20 protein-coding genes are annotated in these 21,001 nt (G+C 62.7%); 11 read left to right on the top strand and 9 right to left on the bottom strand.

The genetic code is table 11. The annotated features are described in order from the left end of the window. Positions 1-3: 3 nt before the first annotated feature. Genes M1D34_RS21610 through M1D34_RS21595 form a run of 4 tightly spaced genes read left to right on the top strand, consistent with a single transcriptional unit; the run spans position 4 to position 2,721 of the window. Entirely contained in the window at positions 4-663 is a 660-nt protein-coding gene (locus tag M1D34_RS21610; protein ID WP_498781896.1) for an amino acid ABC transporter permease, read from the top strand. 13 nt (positions 664-676) lie between these two features. Continuing rightward, the gene (locus M1D34_RS21605; protein ID WP_498781894.1) at positions 677-1,444 is read left to right on the top strand and encodes an amino acid ABC transporter ATP-binding protein; all 768 of its coding nucleotides are present in this window, start codon (positions 677-679) and stop codon (positions 1,442-1,444) included. Positions 1,445-1,480: 36 nt separating this feature from the next. After that, positions 1,481-1,864 (top strand): RidA family protein, encoded by a 384-nt coding sequence (locus M1D34_RS21600; RefSeq protein WP_010975582.1) that lies wholly within the window; start codon positions 1,481-1,483, stop codon positions 1,862-1,864. Then, positions 1,861-2,721 (top strand): IclR family transcriptional regulator, encoded by an 861-nt coding sequence (locus M1D34_RS21595; RefSeq protein WP_498781892.1) that lies wholly within the window; start codon positions 1,861-1,863, stop codon positions 2,719-2,721. The genes M1D34_RS21600 and M1D34_RS21595 overlap by 4 nt, the downstream gene beginning before the upstream one ends. A gap of 41 nt (positions 2,722-2,762) precedes the next feature. Here the strand turns inward: M1D34_RS21595 and M1D34_RS21590 are convergent, their stop codons facing one another. The 6 genes from M1D34_RS21590 to M1D34_RS21565 all read right to left on the bottom strand — a co-directional run bounded on the left by M1D34_RS21590 (position 2,763) and on the right by M1D34_RS21565 (position 9,010). Further along, entirely contained in the window at positions 2,763-3,845 is a 1,083-nt protein-coding gene (locus M1D34_RS21590) for an ABC transporter ATP-binding protein (RefSeq protein ID WP_498781890.1), read from the bottom strand. Continuing rightward, positions 3,842-4,783, bottom strand: a complete 942-nt coding sequence (locus M1D34_RS21585) for a PfkB family carbohydrate kinase (protein ID WP_498781888.1) — start codon at positions 4,781-4,783, stop codon at positions 3,842-3,844. The genes M1D34_RS21590 and M1D34_RS21585 overlap by 4 nt, the downstream gene beginning before the upstream one ends. Beyond that, positions 4,780-5,805 carry an SIS domain-containing protein gene (locus M1D34_RS21580; protein ID WP_498781886.1) on the bottom strand — a complete coding sequence of 342 codons (1,026 nt, stop codon included), beginning with the start codon at positions 5,803-5,805 and terminating at the stop codon, positions 4,780-4,782. Before M1D34_RS21580 ends, M1D34_RS21585 begins: the two co-directional genes overlap by 4 nt. Next, complete coding sequence (locus tag M1D34_RS21575; RefSeq protein ID WP_010975587.1) at positions 5,802-6,647, bottom strand: carbohydrate ABC transporter permease; 846 nt, start codon at positions 6,645-6,647, stop codon at positions 5,802-5,804. The genes M1D34_RS21580 and M1D34_RS21575 overlap by 4 nt, the downstream gene beginning before the upstream one ends. Further along, complete coding sequence (locus M1D34_RS21570; protein WP_010975588.1) at positions 6,647-7,528, bottom strand: carbohydrate ABC transporter permease; 882 nt, start codon at positions 7,526-7,528, stop codon at positions 6,647-6,649. Before M1D34_RS21570 ends, M1D34_RS21575 begins: the two co-directional genes overlap by 1 nt. Positions 7,529-7,771: 243 nt before the next feature. Beyond that, on the bottom strand, positions 7,772-9,010 hold the full coding sequence (locus M1D34_RS21565) for an extracellular solute-binding protein (protein WP_003536038.1): 1,239 nt from the start codon (positions 9,008-9,010) through the stop codon (positions 7,772-7,774). Positions 9,011-9,234: 224 nt separating this feature from the next. Between M1D34_RS21565 and M1D34_RS21560 the strand changes: the two genes are divergently transcribed. The 7 genes from M1D34_RS21560 to M1D34_RS21530 all read left to right on the top strand — a co-directional run bounded on the left by M1D34_RS21560 (position 9,235) and on the right by M1D34_RS21530 (position 17,025). After that, positions 9,235-10,464, top strand: a complete 1,230-nt coding sequence (locus M1D34_RS21560) for an ROK family transcriptional regulator (RefSeq protein ID WP_498781882.1) — start codon at positions 9,235-9,237, stop codon at positions 10,462-10,464. A 207-nt stretch (positions 10,465-10,671) separates the two neighbouring features. Further along, positions 10,672-11,571 carry a sulfate adenylyltransferase subunit CysD gene (cysD, locus tag M1D34_RS21555; RefSeq protein WP_498781880.1) on the top strand — a complete coding sequence of 300 codons (900 nt, stop codon included), beginning with the start codon at positions 10,672-10,674 and terminating at the stop codon, positions 11,569-11,571. Beyond that, positions 11,571-13,472 (top strand): bifunctional sulfate adenylyltransferase/adenylyl-sulfate kinase NodQ, encoded by a 1,902-nt coding sequence (gene nodQ, locus M1D34_RS21550; RefSeq protein WP_498781878.1) that lies wholly within the window; start codon positions 11,571-11,573, stop codon positions 13,470-13,472. Before cysD ends, nodQ begins: the two co-directional genes overlap by 1 nt. Beyond that, a complete protein-coding gene (gene cysQ / locus M1D34_RS21545; RefSeq protein WP_498781876.1) occupies positions 13,469-14,308 on the top strand; it encodes a 3'(2'),5'-bisphosphate nucleotidase CysQ in 840 nt (279 codons plus the stop codon). Before nodQ ends, cysQ begins: the two co-directional genes overlap by 4 nt. Before the next feature lie 46 nt (positions 14,309-14,354). Continuing rightward, positions 14,355-15,095 carry a PHP domain-containing protein gene (locus M1D34_RS21540; RefSeq protein ID WP_498781874.1) on the top strand — a complete coding sequence of 247 codons (741 nt, stop codon included), beginning with the start codon at positions 14,355-14,357 and terminating at the stop codon, positions 15,093-15,095. Further along, entirely contained in the window at positions 15,092-16,084 is a 993-nt protein-coding gene (locus M1D34_RS21535; RefSeq protein WP_498781872.1) for an ATP-grasp domain-containing protein, read from the top strand. The genes M1D34_RS21540 and M1D34_RS21535 overlap by 4 nt, the downstream gene beginning before the upstream one ends. A gap of 5 nt (positions 16,085-16,089) precedes the next feature. Then, positions 16,090-17,025: an NAD-dependent epimerase/dehydratase family protein gene (locus M1D34_RS21530; RefSeq protein ID WP_498784328.1), complete on the top strand. Its 936-nt coding sequence runs from the start codon at positions 16,090-16,092 to the stop codon at positions 17,023-17,025. 84 nt (positions 17,026-17,109) lie between these two features. On the opposite strand, the gene M1D34_RS21525 is transcribed toward M1D34_RS21530, so the two are convergent. The 3 genes from M1D34_RS21525 to M1D34_RS21515 all read right to left on the bottom strand — a co-directional run bounded on the left by M1D34_RS21525 (position 17,110) and on the right by M1D34_RS21515 (position 20,909). Next, positions 17,110-18,273: a calcium-binding protein gene (locus M1D34_RS21525; RefSeq protein ID WP_498781870.1), complete on the bottom strand. Its 1,164-nt coding sequence runs from the start codon at positions 18,271-18,273 to the stop codon at positions 17,110-17,112. 258 nt (positions 18,274-18,531) lie between these two features. Beyond that, the gene (locus tag M1D34_RS21520; protein ID WP_498781868.1) at positions 18,532-19,614 is read right to left on the bottom strand and encodes a glycosyltransferase family 4 protein; all 1,083 of its coding nucleotides are present in this window, start codon (positions 19,612-19,614) and stop codon (positions 18,532-18,534) included. A gap of 68 nt (positions 19,615-19,682) precedes the next feature. Then, entirely contained in the window at positions 19,683-20,909 is a 1,227-nt protein-coding gene (locus M1D34_RS21515; RefSeq protein WP_498781866.1) for a glycosyltransferase family 4 protein, read from the bottom strand. Positions 20,910-21,001 lie beyond the last annotated feature (92 nt).

Raw genomic sequence — 21,001 nt, 5'->3', positions numbered from 1 at the left:
GTCATGGATTTCTCGTTTCTCGATCAGCTCTGGCTTGCCCGCATCCCGCTCCTCAAGGGGCTCGGCGTCTCCGTCTCGATATCGCTTCTCTCGATCGTCGTCGGCACCGTGCTGGGCGTCTTCGTCGGTCTGGCGCTCGTCTACGGGCTTCGTCCCGTCAAATGGATCGTGCGCGGTTACACCGATTTCATCCGCGGCACGCCGGTGCTCGTCCTGGTGCTCGCGAGCTACTATGTCCTGAGCACCATCGGTATCGATCTCGGGCCGTTCCAGGCCGGCGTCCTGGCCCTTGCCGTCTTCTGCAGTTCGCATGTCGGTGAACTGGTGCGCGGCGCGCTGCAATCGATCCCCAAGGGACAGACCGAAGCCGCCAAGGCGATCGGTTTGACCTTCGCGCAAACCTTCACCTATGTGCTCGGCCCGCAGGCGTTGCGGCAGGCACTTCCTGCCTGGGTCAACACAGCGGCCGAGATGGTCAAGGCATCGACGCTGCTTTCGATCATCGGCGTGAGCGAGTTGCTGCTGCGGACGCAGGAGCTGATCTCCCGCACCTTCATGAGCCTCGAATTCTATTTCTTCGCAGGCTTTCTCTATTTCGTCATCAATTACGGCATCGAGCGCTTCGGCCGTTACGTCGAGCGCAAGACCGCCGTTCCATCGTGAGGTTCGCAATCCGATGACCAACCTTCTCGAAATCCGCGATCTTCACAAACGCTACGGCACGGTCGAGGTGCTGAAGGGGGTCGATTGCTCGATGCGCCAGGGGGAGGTGATCAGCATTATCGGCTCCAGCGGCTCGGGCAAGACGACGATGCTTCGCTGCATCAACATGCTGGAGGAGTTTCAGGGCGGCACGATCGCCATCGACGGCCAGGAGATCGGCTACGAGACGGCAGGAGGCGCCCGGCGGCGCAAGCCTGAGCGGGAGATCGCCCGCCAGCGCGCGCTGACCGGCATGGCCTTCCAGCAGTTCAACCTGTTTCCGCATATGACCGCCGCCGCCAATGTCATGCTCGGGCTCATCAAGGTGAAGAAGATGAGCCGCGACGAGGCGAGGGTGCTTGCCGAGAAATGGCTTGACCGCGTCGGCCTGCTCTCGCGCAAGGATCATTATCCGGGGCAGCTTTCCGGCGGCCAGCAGCAACGGGTCGCGATCGCCCGTGCCATCGCCATGAATCCGAAGCTCATGCTCTTCGACGAGGTCACCTCGGCGCTTGATCCGGAGCTCGTCAACGAGGTGCTGCAGGTCATCAAGGGGCTCGCCGAGGATGGAATGAGCATGCTGATCGTCACCCACGAAATGCGCTTCGCCTACGAGGTTTCGTCCCGGGTGATCTTCATGAACCAGGGGCGCATCGGCGAGGAGGGGGATCCGCGCGAGATGTTCCTGAAACCGAGGACCGAACGCCTGGCGGAGTTTCTGAAGACCTCGACGTTCAACTGACCAACCATTGAATTTAATGAAGAAGTGGAGTGAAGCGTGACGATCAAGCGTTATGGAACGGGCGAAACCGGTGCGGGCAAGCAGCACCTTCCATTTGCTCGCGCCGTGGAGGCGAACGGGTGGCTCTATGTTTCCGGTCAGGTCGCCATGGAGGCGGGCGAGATCGTCGGCGGCGGGATCGTCGCGGAAAGCCGCAAGGCGATCGAGAACATGATCGCAATCCTGCACGAAGCCGGCTATGGGCTCGAAGATGTGGTGCGTGTCGGCGTCTGGCTCGATGACCCGCGTGACTTCTGGACCTTCAACGGCGTCTATGCGCAGTATTTCGGCGCCAACCCGCCGGCCCGCGCCTGCGTCCAGTCGCGCATGATGGTCGACTGCAAGGTCGAAGTTGACTGCGTCGCCTACAAGGCTAAATGAGGTCAATTCTGAAGGACGGGAATAGAAGCGGCAAGGAGGGCGCGGTGGCGGAGGCGGAAGACACGATCAATCGCAGGGCAAGGGGTCTCGACCGGGCCTTCGAGATCCTCGATTTCCTGCGCCTGCAGCGTCAGCCCTTGCGCCCGAACGAAATCGCGCAGGGGATCGGCGCGCCGCGGTCGTCGGTCTATGAACTCGTCAACCTGCTCATCCGCCAGGGGATCATCGAATATCGCGGCGATGACGGCCGCGTCTTTCTCGGGCGCAAGCTCTATTTCCTCGGCGCGGCCTATGCCGAACAGTTCGACCTGATGCGCGAAAGCGAGCATCTTCTGGCGCGGATCGCCGAGGAGACGCGCGAGACGGCGCAGATGTGTCAGCTCGAAGGTAACAAATATGCCGTCGTCCTGATGAACGAGGGGAGCCGTCCGTTCCGCATCTCCACCAATATAGGCGAACCGGTCGCCATTCCGTGGACCGCATCCGGCCGTCTCCTCGTGGATCACATGAGCGACGAGGAGATCCTGGCCTTCATACCGCAGGAGGACTTCGTCCTGCCGGATGGCACGCGCCTCGAGCCCTCCGCATTCATCGCCCAGGTCCGCAATGCCAAGAAGGAAGGCTATTTCACCTTCAACAGCATCGTCGACAGCTTCACGCATTGCTTCGCCGTGCCGGTCTACGACGCCGAAGCGATCTGCATCGCGACGCTCTGCCTCGTCGCGCCGAAGGAGGACGGGCTGCGCAATCGCGACGCCTATCTTCGCGTGCTGATCAAGGGGGCAGGCGAGCTTTCCGAGAAGCTTGGCTATCGTAACGACCACGCGGCTTCGGTGCGAACGGCTGCTGGCGGGTGACAGCCGCCTCCGCATTTGGTGGTGGTAGATCGGCCTTCTCTCTATTCCATTCTAAGCGAGCGGCCGCTTTCCGGATCGAAGAGGTGCAGGGCCGTTTCGTCGAAGGTGAAGGCATGGGCCGATCCCACGCCGACTGCCGTGCGCGGCGGCAGGCAGGCGGTGATCCGCTGGCTGCCGACCGTAGCCGTGGTCACGAGTTCCGGCCCTGTGAGTTCCACCACTTCGACATTCGCGGTCAATCGTTGAGCCTCTGACCCGGCTGCGAGCCGCAATGCCTCCGGCCGAATGCCGACCTTCACGCGCCGCCCCGCCGAGGCGGCCCCGTTGAAGGCTGCCGGCAGGGGAAGCACCTCCTCGCAGCCCTCGATCTTCAGGCCGTTTGCGGTCATCTCCGCGTCCAGAATGTTCATCGGCGGCGAGCCGACGAAGCCGGCGACATAGAGCGTCGCGGGGCGGTCGTAGACCTCGTCCGGCGCGGCGAGCTGCTCGATGCGGCCGTCGCGCATCACGGCGATGCGGGTTGCGAGCGTCATCGCCTCGATCTGGTCGTGGGTCACATAGACGACCGTCGTTCTCAGCATCTGGTGCAGGCGTTTGAGTTCGGTGCGCATCTCCATCCGGAGCTTGGCGTCGAGGTTCGACAGCGGCTCGTCGAAGAGGAACACCTGGGGGTTGCGCACCAGGGCCCGGCCGATCGCGACGCGCTGACGCTGGCCGCCGGAAAGCTGGCTCGGCTTCCGGTCGAGCAGGTTCTCGATCTGCAGCAGTCTTGCGGTGTCGCGCACCGCCTTGTCGCGCACCGCCGGCGGCACCCGGCGCATTTCGAGGCCGAAGCCGATGTTTCGGGCGACGCTCAGGTTCGGATAGAGCGCATAGGACTGAAACACCATCGCGATGTCGCGGTCCTTGGGATGGACCCCCAGGACCGAACGCTCGCCGATCAGGATGTCGCCGCCGCTCGGTTCGGCAAGCCCGGCAATGATGTTGAGCAGCGTGGACTTGCCGCAGCCGGAGGAACCGAGCAGCACGAGGAACTCGCCGCTTTCGAGCGCGATGTCGATGCCCTTCAGCGTTTCCACCTCGGCGTAGCGCTTGCGGATGTTGCGGATTTCGAGAGCGCTCATCGCCTGGATTCCTCGAGGAAGGCCGAAAGGGGCTTGCCGTAGCGGCGCGGAAGGGTGGAGATCGCTTCCGAGGCGATCGTGACCCCGGTCTTGAGGCAGGCTTCGAGTGGCATTTCGGCGGCGAGTGCCGCCAGGAAGCCCGCATTGAAGACGTCGCCGGCGCCGATCGTATCGACGACCTGAACCTGCGGCGCCGGTACGGAAAAAGTTCCGCCGTCCCGATCGATGGCGAGCGCTCCATGGGGGCCGCGCTTGACGACGACGATGGCGTCCGCAGGCATTTCGCCCTTCAAGCTCAGCGCGGCTTCGGCCGGATCGGACAGGCCCGTAAGCGTGGTCGTCTCCACCTCGTTGAAGAGGGCGCAATGACAGCGTTTCAGCCAGCCGAGCGTCCTGAGCCTGTTGGTCTCCGTCCAGCCATCGAGCGGCCACCCGGTGTCGAGTGCCACGGCGATCTCGTGGGCGTCCGCCCAGTCGAAAAGCGCGTCATAGGCAAGGGTAAGGGCATCGGTCAGGAAGGAACCGGAAAGCAGCGCATAGCCGCCTCGAAGTCGGTTTCCATCGAGCATCGAGTGCACTTCCGGAAAGCTGAACAGCGGCAGATGGCCGCGCGTGGTGAAGAAGGTGCGTTCGCCATCCGGGTGGGTGATGCCCACCGAAAGCGTCGTGCCGACCGCTTCCACCGGCCAGTTACGGGAACGCTCCCCGAAAGCCTCCTTCAGCCAGGTGCCGAACTGGTCGTTGCCGACATTGGCGGCAATCACGTAGTCCACGCCGAGCGAATCCCAGGCAAGAGCGTTGTTGCCGGCGCAGCCGCCGACGCGCAGTTCGTCATGGTCGACGATGACCTCGGTGCCGGGCTTCGGCCAGGGTTCGGCCGGACCGAGTATGAGATCGACGTTGACGTTGCCGATGGCTGCAAGCGGACGCATCGTCATTCGCTCCGGGTGACCTTGGTGGACCGCACTGGCGTGCCGGCGTTTTCGACGCGCGCGTCGGCGAAGGCGATCATCAGGGATTGCGCGACTGGAAGCATAGCGAGGATCGCGGCCATGCCCGCCGCCGGCTTGAAGCGGATCGTCGTGGCACCCGCGGCCGGAGACTCGTCCGATGCGTCGAAGACGATCACCGGCGAGCCGGCTTCGGCTGCGGAGGTTGCCATGGCTCCGACGAGCTTGGCGGTCGGATCGGCGGCGCGGAAGAGGACGACGCCGACAGAAGCCCCCAGCATTTCCATCGGGCCGTGGCGCAACTGCCCGCCCTCTAGCGAAAAGCAGGGAAGACGGGAGAGTTCCGTAAGCCCAAGGGCGATCGCTTCGGCGAGACCCTGCAGTTTGCGGCCGGAGGTGACGATCGCGCCGACATCGGCGAGAGCAGCAAGGGCGCCATCGATTACCGGCGCTTCGGGATCCCTGAGGGCGCGAAGTGCGTCGGCCGGGTCGGCGCCGAGGGCGGCGAGGACCGCCAGGTGCAGCGCAAAGGACACCGTCAGGCTGCGCGTGGCCGCAAAGGCCCGCTCCGTCCCGCCTGATCCGACGAGCGAAGGCACGGCCTTGGCCAGGAATGCGTCTTCCTCGAGCGTCAGCCCGAATGTCTCGCTTGTGCCGCCGTCCGTTTCGCGGAACCAGCGCAGCACTTCCGCGCTTTCGCCCGATTGCGAAGTGACGAGGATGGTCTTGCCTTCGATCGAAAGCGGCTCACCAAGTTGTTCGGAAAGCGGCACGGCGACCGCCTCGATGCCAAGGGCGCGATAGAGCGGTTCGACGGCGCGGCCGACGGCATGCGAGCCGCCCATGCCGAGAAGCAGAAGCCGGCCCGTCGACTTCAGCGATGCGGCGATACGCTGCGCCGTGGCCGTCGCTCCCTCGTAGGAAGCGATCGCGTCGGCATGCTGGCGCGCCATCTCCCGGTCGATTGCAATGAGCCCTGCCGGGCGGTCCTTCGATATTCTCATGGTCATCCCTTGACGCCGCCGCTGGTGAGCCCGGAAATCAGGGCTCTCTGCATGATAAGGCCGATCAGCACCGGGGGCAGGGCGGCAAGGACCCCGGCGGTTGCGATCAGTCCGTAGTCGGAAACACGGCCGCCGGCGAGGTCGGCGATGGCGACCGTGAGGGTCTTGGCGCGCTGGTCGGAGGTGAAGAGCAGCGCGTAGAAGAATTCGTCCCAGGCGAGCAGGAAGGCGAAGAGCGCCGAGGTTGCCATGACAGGGGCGGCAAGCGGCAGCGTCAGTATCCTCAGGATCTGGTCCAGCCGCGCGCCGTCGATCATCGCCGCGCTCTCGATCTCCCGCGGTATCGAATCGAAGCCCGATTTCAGGAGCCAGGTCGTGAAAGGGGCGAGAATGGTGAGATAGACGAGCGCCAGGCCGAAGACGGAATTGAGCAGGCCGAAATAGGCAAGACCCATATAGAGTGGCACGGCCAGGGCGACAGGCGGCAGCATATAGGTGGCGATTACCGCGTAGAGCGACCAGGCGACGGCCGGCGTGCGCGACACGGCCCAGGCGGCCGGAACGGCGACCACCACAGCGGCAAGCGTCGCCATTCCGGCGACCTTGATGCTGTTCAGGAGCGAGGCGATGAAGGCCGCACCGGCACTGTTCTCGACAGCCGACAAAAGGGTCCGGTACCGCGAGAGGTCGATGTCGCTCGGCCACCAGGCAAGCGGCTTGGCACTGAGGTCCGCGGCAGGCGAAATGCTCATGATCAACAGCCAGGCGACAGGCGCGAGGATGACGACGGCGAGAAGCAGGGCACTCGCATGGATGAAGACGGAGAAGAGGGGGCTTTGGCGTTCCATCACGAAGCTCCGGCGGCCTTTCGGAGGAGCGCCGCGTATGCGGCGGCAAGAATTGTCACGAGCAGGGTGACTATGAGTGCCAGCGACGCGCCGGAACCGGCTCGCTGGAAGGAAAACGCTTCCTGATAGACGAGGATCGAGAGCGTGCGCGTGCTGTTCGCCGGTCCGCCGCGCGTCATCACCCAGATGATGTCGAAGACCTTGAAGGCTTCGATGGTACGCAGTACCAGCGCCACCAGCAGCGGGCCGGCGAGATAGGGCATGATGACGAAGCGGAAACGGTTGAACGGACCGGCCCCATCGACGAGCGATGCAGCAGTGATGTCGCGCGGCACGGCCTGGAGCGCGGCGAGTGCGATCAGCGCCACCAGCGGGAAGTTCTTCCAGCAATCCGCGACGATCAGCGCGGCAAGCGCCGTTCCCGGCTCGCCGAGCCAGGAGCGATAGCTGTCAAGGAGGCCGAGCTGCGTCAGCGCGGCATTGAGCGCGCCGTATTCCGGATTGTAGATGAGGCGCCAGAGCGTCGCGTTGACCACCGTCGGCAGCGCCCACGGCAGGATCATCAATGCACGAAGCGCCGTTCGCCCGCGGAATTGCTGGTTGAGAAGGAGCGCGGCAAGGACACCGAGCACCATTTCGGCGGCAACCGAAATGACTGCGAACCAGGTCGTGGTGACAAGTGCCCTCTGAAAATTCGATCCGCCCAGCATCTTGATGTAGTTGGCCGTTCCCACGAAACCGCCCTCGGTGCCGACGAGCTTCGCATCGGTGAAGGAGAGCCGAACGGTGTCGACGAGCGGCCAGCCGATGACGGCGGTCATCACCACGAGGAGCGGCAACATCAGAAGCCACGCGCGGGTCGAAATCCAGGTGCCGGTCATGAATGGAAACCTCTTCTTCGGTAGCGGCCGGCAATACTCACTCAAGGATCCTCATTCCTGTGCCTGTCACAGGAATCCAGCCAGCCCAAGTCCTTGGGCTGAAAGCTCCCTTCCGCGCCCCAGACGCGGCGCTGCTGGATCCCTGTGACAAGCACAGGGATGAGGGAGGGAACGCGCCGCACCGACCAAGCGCGGGGACGCAGTACCGGACGGTGACCCCGTCCGGTACGGACCCGACCCGTCTTAGAGACCGCTATTCTCGGCGGCACTCTTCAAGGCATCTTCCGCAGAAGACTGGCCGAGTAGTGCTTCCTGGATCGCCTGCTGCAGGGCGGTCGAAAGCTCCTGATATTTCGGCGTCGTCGGGCGCGGATACATGGCGGCAAGTCCACGCTTGGCGGCGGCGATCAGCTCCTCCTGGCCCTTCGTCACATTCGGGTCCTCATAGGAAGAGGCCCAGATCGGGAGGCTCAGCTTGGCATAGGCGTTCTGCGTCTCCTGCGAGGTCATATGGACGATATATTTCCAGGCCTCTTCAGGGTGCTTGCTGGTCGCGGTGATGCCGAGCCCCATGGAGCCGTTGACGGCCGAGACCTCGCTCTTGCCGGCAGCGCCCGGAGCCGGAACGACGCCGACCTTGCCGGCCACCTTGCTCTCCTTGGGATCGTTGGCGAGATTGTACATGTAGGTCCAGTTGAGCGCGAAGGCGGCTTCGCCGTTCTGGAAAACCTTCCGTACATCCTCTTCGAGGAATTCCTTCGAGTTCGGGTTGGTGAGCCCCGATGTGTAGCTCGTCACCATGTAGTTCAGCGCATCGAGCCCGCCGCCGGTGGTGAAGGCCGGCTTGCCGCCGTCAAGAAATTTGCCGCCATAGGCGCTGACCAGCGTCGTGTAGTCGCAGATCGCCGCTTCCGCCTGAGACCAACTCCAGGCGATCGGGCTTTCGAGCAACCCCTTGTCCTTGATCGCCTTGGCCTGCTCGGCAAGTTCCTCCCAGGTCTTCGGCGGTTGCTTGATACCGGCTTTCTCAAGGATTTCCTTGTTGTAGAAGAGATACTTCGTGTCGAGGATCCACGGCATTCCGTAACGTTTGCCGTCATATTCCACGGTCGTCCATGCTCCCGGCAGGACGCCTTTGTTCATCTCGTCCGTGACGCGGTCGGTCACGTCGAGGAGAACGTTGTTGGCCGCGTATTCGGCAGGCCAGATCACGTCGAAGAGGACGACGTCATAGCCGCCGCCGGAACCCTGGGCGAGCACCGTCTTGTCGTGCAGTCCCTCATAGGGAACGAATTCGAGATTGACCTTGATGTCCGGGTTGGCCTTGGCGAAAGCATCCGTCATAGCGCGGACATCGGCCTCGCTATAGGCGGCCTGCGCCATGAACAGCGCGTTCAGCGTCGTTTCAGCCTGAGCATGACCGGTGAAGCCGGCCCCGATGAGCGTCGCACCGATCAAAGCGTTGCGGGTGGATTTCAACATTGTCGCCTCCAGTAGCTGACCGTTGCAGTCTTCGCGGCGCGCTTGGCGCGCGCCGAACAGGAATTCCGCCGCTTCTCGCGGCCGCCTTCGACAAATCAAACCGGAGCGTTCGCGGGCATTTCCAGGCCGCTTTCGTTCCCCCGAGGTTCTTCGACCTCTTATTAAGTCAATTGTCTTGACTTATTTCTTGTTCAATAGTCCAGATGTGTCAAGAGGGTTTGTTCATGAACGAGATCCGCCCGATCCGGGCCAAGAGCGGCACCAATCAGGAAGGCGCGAGCGCGCACAACCGCCGTGTCATGATCGACGCACTGCGGCTGAACGGGCACCTGTCGCGGGCGGATCTGGCGCGTGCGACCGCACTCACCAAGCAGGCCGTTTCCAACATCATCGAGGAGCTCGAGAACGACGGGCTCGTGGCGTCGCTTGCCGCGGTGCGCAAGGGGCGGGGACAGCCATCGACGCCCTATCGGCTGGTACCGGAAGGCGCCTTTGCCATCGGCCTTCAGATCGACCGACACGTGACGCGCACGGTCGCCGTCGACCTGATCGGCACAGTACTCGCCCGCAACGAGGTGATCCTGCCGGCCGGCGGTCCTGAGACGGGTGTCGAGGCCATACTCACCCTGATCGACGAAACACGGCAGGAACTTTCGGCCATCGCACCGCAATCCAGGGACCGTCTGGTGGGTCTGGGTGTGGCGATGCCGGGCCCGTTCGGCGTCGACGCCGACGCCGACGATCCCTGGATGATGGCCGCCTGGCAGAGCTTTCCCTTGCTTGAAAGGCTCTCGGCCGGGACTGGTCTCGACGTGCGCCTCCAGAACGACGCGGCGGCGGCCGCGACCGCGGAAAAGATGGTCGGCGCTGCCCATGGAGTCGACCACGCCCTCTGCGTCTATCTGGGTTACGGGCTCGGCGCGGGGCTGATCCTCAATGGCGAACTCTACCGTGGCGCGCATGGCAATGCCGGCGAGATCGGCATGATCCTGAGCAGGCCGCGTGGCGGCGCCGACGACGGGAGGGCACCGCTGGAGCACCGGATATCGATCGCCTCTCTGTGCAAGATCCTCGAGATCGACCCCGCCGACGGCGATCTCTACGGCCGCATCGACGCCGTCGCTCACTCGAAGGATCGTCGCGTAGCTGCCTGGATCGCAGACGCGGCGTTCGAATTGCGGGCGACGATCCAGTTGCTCGAAACGGTTTTCGATCCGCAGACGATCATTCTATGCGGCGGCATGCCATCCGGGCTCGCCCGCCTTCTCATGGACGCTCTCCACCCGCTGCTTCCGTCGATCGCCGAGCGGCGGCTACGCAGCGCGCCGCGGCTGCAACTGGGTTTCACGGACCCGTGGGCGGTTGCGATCGGTGCCGCGGCCGAGCCGATCAGCCGGACCTTCGATCCGCGTTTTTCAGCGATCCTGAAGACCCGGGCCGCGGGCTCGCCCTGAGCGATGTCGGCGCGGCGAATCGCTCGCGGAAATACGGATTGTTATTCTTACTTGAAATATTGCCGATATAGCGCTTAAATGCGCACCAGTCGGCGGGATCACATTTAACTGCTGCACGATTATTTGATTGCGTCTGCAACATTTCGCAGACGGCTACATTTTTATTTGCATGCCATTTTTATTATTTAAAATCAGAGGGATTGCGATATGTCTCTTCCCCATCTTCGGCGGCTTGAAGCCGAAGCGATCCATGTCATTCGAGAAGTTGTTGCAACATTCACCAATCCGGTCGTGCTTTACTCGATCGGCAAGGACTCCTCGGTACTGCTGCACCTGGCGATGAAGGCGTTCTACCCCGCCAAGCCGCCATTTCCATTCCTGCATGTAGATACCAAATGGAAGTTCCGGGAGATGATCGAGTTTCGCGACCGGATGGCGCGAGAGCTCGGCTTCGATCTCCTCGTCCACGTCAATCAGGACGGGATCGAGCAGGGCATCGGCCCTTTCACGCACGGCTCCAACGTGCACACCCATGTCATGAAGACGATGGGGCTCCGGCAGGCGCTCGAGAAATACGGTTTCGACGCGGCGCTCGCGGGCGCGCGGCGCGACGAGGAGAAATCGCGCGCCAAGGAACGCATCTTCTCGATCCGCAGCGCCCAGCACGGCTGGGATCCGCAGCGCCAGCGGCCCGAGATGTGGAAGACCTACAATACGCGGGTCGGGCAAGGCGAGACGATGCGGGTCTTCCCGCTCTCCAACTGGACCGAATTCGACATCTGGCAGTACATCCTGCGCGAGGAAATTCCTATCGTGCCGCTTTATTTCGCGGCCAGGCGCCCGGTCGTCAAACGAGACGGCATGCTGATCATGGTCGACGACGACCGCATGCCCATCCAACCCGAAGAGGAGGTTACCCAACAGCTGGTGCGTTTCCGCACGCTTGGCTGCTATCCGCTGACCGGGGCGGTCGAGTCCGACGCAGTCACCGTTCCCGAGATATTGCGGGAAATGCTGACGGTGCGCACGTCCGAACGGCAGAGCCGGCTGATCGACACGGATGAAGTCGGGGCGATGGAGAAAAAGAAGCGGGAGGGCTACTTCTGATGTCGTATGTTGAATCCATACCGCCGCATGACATTGAAGCGCATCTGGCCGAGCACGACAACAAGTCGATCCTGAGATTCATCACTTGCGGCTCGGTCGACGACGGCAAATCGACTCTGATCGGGCGGCTGCTTTACGATGCGAAGCTGGTCTTCGAGGACCAGCTCGCAAACCTCGGGCGCGTCGGCTCTCCCGGCGCCGCCAACGGCAAGGAGATCGATCTCGCCTTGCTTCTCGACGGGCTTGAGGCCGAGCGCGAGCAGGGCATCACCATCGACGTCGCCTATCGCTATTTCGCCACGTCCAAACGCAAGTTCATCGTCGCCGATACGCCCGGCCACGAGGAATATACGCGCAACATGGTAACCGGCGCTTCGACGGCGGATCTCGCCATCATCCTCATCGACAGCCGGCAGGGCATTCTCCAGCAGACCCGGCGCCACTCCTATATCGCCTCGCTGCTTGGCATCCGCCATGTCGTGCTGGCAGTCAACAAGATCGATCTCGTCGATTTTCAACAACAGGTGTACGAGGAAATCGTCGCCGACTACATGGCTTTCGCCAAAGAGCTCGGTTTTGCCACCATACGGCCAATCCCGATCTCGGCGCGAGACGGCGACAACGTCATCTCGGCGTCCGCCAATACGCCCTGGTACAGAGGGGCGGCGCTGCTCGAATATCTGGAAACGGTCGAACTCGACCCGACGGACCAGGCAAAGCCTTTCCGCTTCCCGGTTCAGATGGTCATGCGGCCGAACGCGGATTTTCGCGGCTATGCCGGGCAGATCTCCTGCGGGAGGATTTCCGTGGGCGATCCGGTCGTCGTCGCGAAGACCGGGCAGCGGACATCGGTCAAGGCGATCGTGACCTATGACGGGGAGCTTGCGACGGCAGGGGAAGGCGAAGCGGTGACGCTGGTCCTCTCTGACGAGGTGGATGCGTCCCGCGGCAATATGCTCGTGGCCCCTGGTGCCCGACCCTTCGTGGCGGACCAGTTCCAGGCGCATGTGATCTGGTTCGATGCGAACCCGATGATGCCGGGACGAAGCTACATCCTGCGCACGGAGACCGACAGCGTCAGCGCGACGGTCACCACGCTCAAGCACCAGGTCAACATCAACAGCTTCATCCGTGAGGCGGCGAAGTCGCTGCAGATGAATGAAGTGGGTGTCTGCAACATCTCGACACAGGCGCCGATCGCCTTCGACGCCTACAAAGACAACCGGGCGACGGGCAACTTCATCATCGTCGACCGGGTGACGAATGCCACGGTTGGTGCGGGGTTGATCGATTTTCCGCTCCGGCGCGCAGACAACGTCCACTGGCATGCGCTCGAGGTGAACAAGAGCGCGCGCAGCGCCATGAAAAATCAACTCCCTGCCGTTCTCTGGTTCACCGGGCTTTCCGGCTCCGGAAAATCGACCATCGCTAACGAGCTCGACAGGATCCTCCACGCTCAGGGCAAGCATACCTACCTGCTCGACGGCGATAATGTGCGTCACGGCCTCAACCGGGACCTCGGCTTTACCGAGGAGGACCGGGTAGAGAACATCCGCCGCGTGGCGGAGGTGGCCAAGCTCATGGCCGATGCCGGTCTGATCGTTCTTGTCTCCTTTATCTCGCCGTTCCGCGACGAGCGGCGGATGGCGCGGGAATTGATGGAGGAGGGCGAGTTCATCGAGATATTCGTCGACACGCCGCTCGACGAGTGCGCGCGCCGCGATCCGAAGGGGCTCTACGAGAAGGCGCTCGCCGGCAAGATCGCGAACTTCACCGGCGTTTCCTCGCCCTATGAGGCCCCGGAAAACCCGGAACTCCATATACGCACCGTCGGCCATGAACCGACCGACCTGGCGCTCGCGATCGAGGCATTCCTTGACCGCAGGATGGAGGACAAATGACGCCCCTTTGCGAAATACTGGAGCGCATAGCGCTCGATGCGGGTGCGGCAATTCTCGAGGTCTACGACGCCGGTCCCCAAGTCTGCTACAAGGACGATCACTCGCCCGTCACCGAAGCCGACGAGCGGGCCGAAGCGATCATTCTCGAGAGACTTGCGGCGGCGTTTCCGGACATCCCCGTGGTTGCCGAGGAGTCTGTTTCCTCGGGCCGCGTTCCGGATATCAGCGGCGGTACGTTCTTTCTCGTCGATCCGCTCGACGGCACGAAGGAATTCATCAATCGCCGAAACGACTTCACCGTCAACATTGCCCTCATCGAGGGCAATGTGCCGGTTGCCGGCATCGTCTATGCACCCGCGCAGCGCTGCGCCTATGTCGCCGACGGCGGCAGGGCGGAAAAGCTTCTGCTCGATCCGGCATGGGCACTCGAACACCGGCAGGCGATCCGCGTGCGGGTGCGGGGTGCGGAACTGACGGCGGTCGCCAGCCGCTCGCACAACAGTTCCGAGACCGAGGCCTTCCTCACCGGCCATGGCGTGATGAATTACGCTTCCGTCGGCTCGTCGCTGAAATTCTGCCTGCTGGCGGAAGGCAAGGCGGACGTCTATCCGCGGTTCGGCCGCACGATGGAGTGGGATACGGCCGCCGGCGACGCGGTGCTGAAAGCTGCCGGCGGCTCGGTCGTCCGCTTGGACGGCTCGCGCCTCCTCTACGGCAAGACGATGCAGGAGGAGGACAGCGCCTTCGCAAACCCGCACTTCATTGCCTGGGCGGATATGTCCTTGATCCACCTGTCCGGTGCCGAGGGTCTTCAGCCGGCTTACGCGCTGTCGTGAACAGCGCGATGTCCGCCGCAGCGTTTGTCAAAGGGCCGAGTGACGCATGAATGGACAGGAGAAGATACGTGCTGGCAGGCCTGTGTTCTGCCGCTATCGGGATCTCAGCCGAGAGCAACTGAACGTGGAGTTCCAGGTCCACACGAGTTGGACCGACGGGCAGGCGAGTGCGCTTGAAATCCTGCAAACGGCCAGTGAACGCGGTCTCGCAGAGCTGGCGTTCACGGAGCACGTACGCGAAGACACGTCATGGTTTCCTGAGTTCAGGAATGAGATCCGCTCCGCTGCGCGTGGTTTCACTCATATGAGCGTCTATGTCGGCTGCGAGACGAAAGCGATGGATGACCACGGCAGGCTGGATGTGTCGCAGGACGTGCTGGACCGGTGCGATATCGTTCTCGGCGTCGTTCACCGGCTCCCGGACGCCCGCGGCGGCTATCTGGACTTCAAGCAGCTTTCCTATGAAGAGACGGCCGAGATCGAGTTCCGCCTGTCGATGGGAATGGTCAGGAACGCGCCCATCGACATCCTGGCCCATCCGGGCGGCATGAGCCTGAGGCGGCATGGCCGTTTTCCGGAAGCCTATTTCAGGGACTTGATGAGAGCGACCCTCGAACGGCGGATCGCGATCGAGATCAACTCCTCCTACCTCGTAGACATACCGGCATTCCTCGCCTTGTGCGAGGAGGTCAATCCGTTCGTTTCGATCGGTTCCGATGCGCATCGGTTGAGCGAATTGGGCCATTGCAGAGATCAGCTAATCGAATTGGGAGCAGGGCGGTCATGAAGGTCTTTATCACCGGGGCAGGTGCCCTGCTCGGGCAAGGCATCATTCGCGCCCTGCGGCGCTCGACTTTGAACGCGAGGATAATCGTGGGAGATCCAAGTCCGCTCTCGGCCGGGCTTTACTGGGGGGATGCCGCCTATCTCGTGCCGATGGCCAAGGACCCTTCCTATCTGGCCCGGCTTGGCGAACTCCTGCGTGCCGAACGGCCCGACATCCTCATTCCGGGAACCGACGTGGAACTTCCGATCCTCGCGGCGAACAGAGACACGATCGAGAGAACCTACGGAACCAAGGTGATCATCAGTTCGCCGCGGGTGGTGTCGATCGCCAACGACAAGTGGCTGACCTCCGAGTTCTTTCGCGAGCGCGGCCTCGGATATGTTCCCTCCTGTCTGCCGGGCGACGAAGACGCTTTGATTCAGGAATGCGGATTTCCGCTCGTCGTCAAGCCGAGAGTCGGGGCACGTTCGATCGGCTTCAGCGTCGTTCGCAGCCGTGAGCAGTTGGTGCGCGCAATCGAGGAGCAGCCCGACATCGTCATCCAGAAACATGTCGGCTCCGAAACGACCGAGTATACTGCCGGCACGCTGACCTTCGACGGGAAATGCCGTGCGACGATCGTCATGCGCAGGGACCTCCGGGACGGCAATACCTACAGAGCATTTGCAGAGCCTTTCCCCGCGCTGAACAAGGCCATGGCAGAAGCTGCCGATGCCCTCGGCGCCTATGGCCCGGCGAACTTCCAGTTCCGTCTGGACGACGGTATCCCCCGGATATTCGAGATCAACGCGCGGTTCTCCGGAACCACGGCGGTCAGGATCCATGCAGGCTTCAACGAGGTGGAGATGTGCATCCGCCATCTCCTCTTCGGCGAGCCGATCGAGCAGCCGCAGATCACGCCGGTGACGATATTGCGGCACTGGTCTGAAACCGTGGTGAGCCCCGGCGACCTGGTCACTGCTTCCGCGAAACTCGACGAAACGGTGTGAGGAAAATGCGGCTGGTGGTTACCGGCGCGACCGGCTTCATCGGTGCCAGATTGATCGATCGTGCGTTGTCGAGAGGGTACGAGGTCACTGCACTTGCGCGCGATCCGGAACGGGTCGCAACCATATTCGGCGCGCGCCTCGGCGTCGAGAGGTGGTCGATTGGCGATCCTCTCCCGCCGCTGGGGCAATCCGATGCCGTTCTTCATCTTGCCGCCTACATTCCCGCCGATCTCAGTGACGCACGTCAGGCCGCCCGATGCTTCGAGATCAACACGAACGGGGCCATTCAGATCGCGATGGAAGCGGCATCGCAAGGCGTGAAGCGTTTTGTCCTGTTCGGATCAGCGCAGGTCTATGCTCCCGGCACGGGCCCCGCTTCGGAAGCGAGCCCGGCCTATCCCGTGCACCGGGCGAGCTACTATCTGGCGAGCAAGCTCGCCGCGGAGATATGTCTCTTGGCCTTCGGCAAGTCCAGCGCCATGCCGGTAACGGTGCTCCGCCTCGCATCGGTGTACGGTCCCGGCATGCACGATACCGGAATGGTGCCCACCTTCGTGCGAACGCTCGGAAGCGGTCGTTCCCTCGTCATTCAGGACGGGGGGCGATACAGTGTCGACCTCGTTTATGTCGATGATGTCGTGACGCTGGCGCTGCAGGCGGTGGAGACGGCCGAAGGTGGCGTGTTCAATGCGGGGAGCGGGCGTGCTTGCACGTCGCTCGAAGCCGCCCAGATCGTCGCCGATGCAGTCGAGGCAGCACGGCACCTCATTGCCGTGGAGGGCGGCAGCACCGATGCGGCGCCGCGTGGCTTCCGGGCGCTCGATGTTTCCAAGGCCGCAAACGAACTGAACTATGCGCCGCTCTCCTTCCGGGAAGGGATCGAAGCATGGAAATCGATGACGGGCCTGACGGATTTTCAGGACGGGAGCGTGAACGCGTAGAGGCTTCGAAACAGCAAGTGATTCGAAGCGCAGCACCGCGCGTCCAAAAGACACGCGGTGCTGCGCCGACGCTTCCTTCACCGATCAGGCGAAAAGGAAATCGCTGCTCGAAAAGTTCGCGGCGCTTAGGGTGCCGTTGGGATCGTCCAGCAAAATGGAGAAGGCTTTGCCGGAGGAGTCGTAGCCTTTTACCAGCACGTCGCCGCCGGTGGCATCATAGGCGTAGACGGTGCCTGCAGCGCCTGAGCTGGAGTATTGCTTGATCCCGAGCTTCTCTATAACGAGGAAATCGACACCATCCTGGAAATCCATGACGGTATCCTGGCCGCTGAACACCGGGGCACCTTTGAAGACGAAACGATCTGAATCGGCTCCGCCCCATAGAATATCGGCGCCCGCCTCGCCAATGAGGACGTCCTGGCCCGCGTCGCCGCGCAGGGTATCGTTGCCGTCGCCGCCAAAAATGCGATCGTAGTTGCTGCCGCCGCTCAAGGAATCATTGCCGGCTTCGCCGTACAGCATATCGTCGCCGTCATCCCCGAAGACCCGATCGTCGCCGGAGCCGACGACGATCTTGTCATTGCCGCTGCCGCCGTGGGCCTCGTCGATGCCGCCTTCGGAGTCCAGCACGTCATTGCCGTCGCCGCCGTCCAGATAGTTGTTCCCGTCGCCGCCATCGACGATGTCGTTGCCGATGCCGCCATAGACCCAATCATTGCCGGATTGGCCCTTGAGAGCGTCATTGCCGTCTTCACCATATATCCTGTCGTGGCCGGCGCCGCCGGCGACCGCTTGCTGCGTGACCTGCCCGGTTGCGGGATTTACCCGGTTGTTGAAGCCGTCGTCTCCCGAACCGGCATAGATGATGTCGTCGCCATCGCCTGCGTCGATATATTCTTCGCCTGCGCCGCCAAAAATCTTGTCATGGCCCCGGCCGCCCAGGATCTGGTCATGGCCGTCGCCGCCATCGAGAATGTCGCTGCCGTCGCCGCCGTCTAAGATGTCGTTCCCTAATCCGCCCTTCAGCGTGTCGTGGCCAAGGCCGCCGTCGAACCTGTCGTTACCCGCGCCGCCTTCGGCATAGTCGTCGCCGAGACCGCCGACGATGAAGTCGTTGCCATCGCCGCCAAAAAGCTTGTCATTGCCCTCGGCGCCATCGAGATAATCGTCGCCCGCGTAGCCCCAGAGCTCATCGTCGCTCAGAGCGCCGCGGATCGTGTCGGAAAGATTGGTTCCCTTCAGAATCATTTTGATTTCCTCTAGCTGTGAGCCGGAGGGCGGGTAAATTGAGAATAGGGCGCAAAGTGATCCTCAGCCTATAGTCGCTTGCCGCCACCACGAATTCATTCACTTTTCAAATAAAACTATACACACTACTTATCTTAGAAATCACCAAATACTTTCAACTGCACAGGAAGGTTTGGCGAAATCACATTTGGTTGTATGATGCTTGCGTAAAGCACCATATGTTGGACAGGGTTACACCATTGTATGTATTTCTTTCATTCAAGCCACCAGGAAATCTGAATATTTTGCAGTCACCGCAGCAATCGCATACTCACTTTCGATGCGTTCCCGCGCCGTGCGCGCATAGCGCGCATACTCCGCCTCCGGCAGGTCGAGAAAGGCGCGCATTGCATCTGCGAGTGCTTGCGGATCGCGCGCCGGTACGGCGATACCGGCCTTTCCGGCGACCGCGGCTGCGTCACCGACATCCGTCGTGACGATCGGCTTGCCGAAACTCATGGCCTCCGCGATGACGTTCGGGAAACCTTCGGTCCGCGATGAGAGGACCAAGAGATCGATGCTTTGATAGAATGCAGGCATGTCGCTGATCTCCCCCCGGAGATCGACGGCATGGGCCGGAAGACCGGCTTGTGCCATCAGCTCGATGACCGCCGGGTTGTCGCGGACGAGCCCGTTGCCGGCTGCGGAAAAGACCGCCTGCGGGTGGGTATTCACCACCTGAGCGGCCGCCTTGAAGAAAGTTCCATGATCTTTCTGCGGGTGGAAGCGGCCCACAATACCGATTCTCCGGGCCGTTCGCGGTTCGGGAGCCGCGAGCTGCGGAAGGTCGAAGCCATTGGGAATGACGATCGCGTTCCGGTTTGCATAGCCGTAGGCGCGATGCAGATCGAGCGCGCGGGCGCTGTTGTAGATGATGCCGGTCGGCCGGTGCGACAACAGTTTCGCGGCCGCAATCGCGACGCGGGAACTGCGCGTAAGGGAAGCGGGATCGTCCAGGGATTGGCGCACGTTCCAGAAAACCGGCGCCCCATGCCGCGCCATGCCGGCCGCCAGGGTGCCGGCGACCATCGCGTGGTACATCCAGCAGAGGATCACGTCGGGCTGCTCCTTCCGGATCAGCCGGGCAAGCCGCAGGATCGCGCCGGGAAGCGCCGCGAACGAAGCCGCACCTAGCGAGACATAGGCGACCCTCGGATTGTCGGCGAGGCGACGGTTCCGCTCGGAAACGCCGATGAGAGAGACCACGACGATGCGCTCGTCCGTCGCTCCGTGCAGCAGCCGTGCCAGCATCGTTTCGGCGCCGGCACTCGCGGTGAAATTGGTGATGACATGCATCATCATCGCGGTGCCCCAGGTCTGCCGCCCCGGCGACGTTCTACGTGGCTGATCTGCAGCACCATGAAAATCTCTCAATCGGCCAGGTGCATGCCGGCAAACAGCATCCTGTTGATCATGTGGACGTCAAACTTGGTTTCCGCGAGCTCTCGCGACCGCTTTCCCATTTTCTCCGCCAGGTCCGGGTCCTGAGCAAAGGCGGCCATGGCGTCGGCGAGCGCGGCGACGTCGCGCGCCTTCACGACCATGCCGTTGGTCCCCGGCTGCACGGTGTCTCGGCAGCCCGGCAAATCCGTCGTGATCACTGGCCGTCCGGTCGCCAAGGCTTCGAGAATGCTCCGCGGAATTCCTTCGCGGTAATAGGAAGGCAGAACGAAAACATTGCACGCCGCGAGATAAGGCCGCACGTCCACTGTCGTGCCAAGATAGTCGAGTATTCCCTCGCGCACCCAGGCGTCGATTTCCTCGCGGGAGATCGCCGTCGGGTTGCTGTCGAAATGGCCGAGCAGCTGAAATCTGGCATGCGGGAAAGAGCGACGCACGATCCGTGCGGCTTCGACATATTCGACGACGCCCTTGTCGCGCAGCAGCCGGGCGACCATCAGGAAAGTCGGCCCGCCGCGAGGCGGCTTCGAGAATTCGAAATGGTCGAGATCGACGCCCGATCCGGAGATCATCGTCGGCGAGAGGCCGCCCTGCAACATTCGGTAGCGGCGAATGTCGTCGTCGTCCGCCTCGTTGTAAACGAAGACGACGCGGGCGCCCCGCAGCGCCGTACGGTATAGGCGGACGCACAGGTGGCGGATTGCCCGCGCCTTGAGCGAAGCACCGGCGGCTTCCGAGAAAATATGGCCGAGCCCCGTGACGAGGAAGCAGCGCTCCTTTATCCCGAGGGTCCTGGCCGCGATCCCGGCATAGATGATCGGCTTCATGGTATAGGGAAGGACGACGTCCGGCTGCAGCCGTGCGAAGTGTCGCCGCAGCGTCCACAAGGTCCGCAGATCCTCCAGCGGGTTGAGCCCGGTGCGCGCCATGGGGATCTGGATGAAGCGCACGCCGATGCGTGCGAGCTCCTGCTCGACGCGGGGGTCGTGTTCGGGCGCGAAGGCTATGACATCGTGCCCGGCGGCGACCAGCCGCTTCAGCAGCTCGAGCCGAAAGATCACGAGAGATGCCGTCAGGCTGGCGACGACGGCAATAACGCGCTTCTGCCGAGACGGGCGCGCCACTCCGCCGTGATTTGCCGAGCGGTCCGCAAAGTCCTCGGCTTCGGTGCGAGAAACCTTTTCAACAAGATTCACTGCTCGTCTCCCGGGATCGGCTCCACCGTCGAGCGGTGGCATTCAACGTTCAACTTTTCACTGCCTCGGCCGCATACGCGGGCCGCGCGGGA

Source organism: Ensifer sp. D2-11, assembly GCF_054161295.1.
The sequence above is the reverse complement of the archived record's forward strand: the minus strand, read 5'-3'. Positions and strand labels throughout refer to the sequence as shown.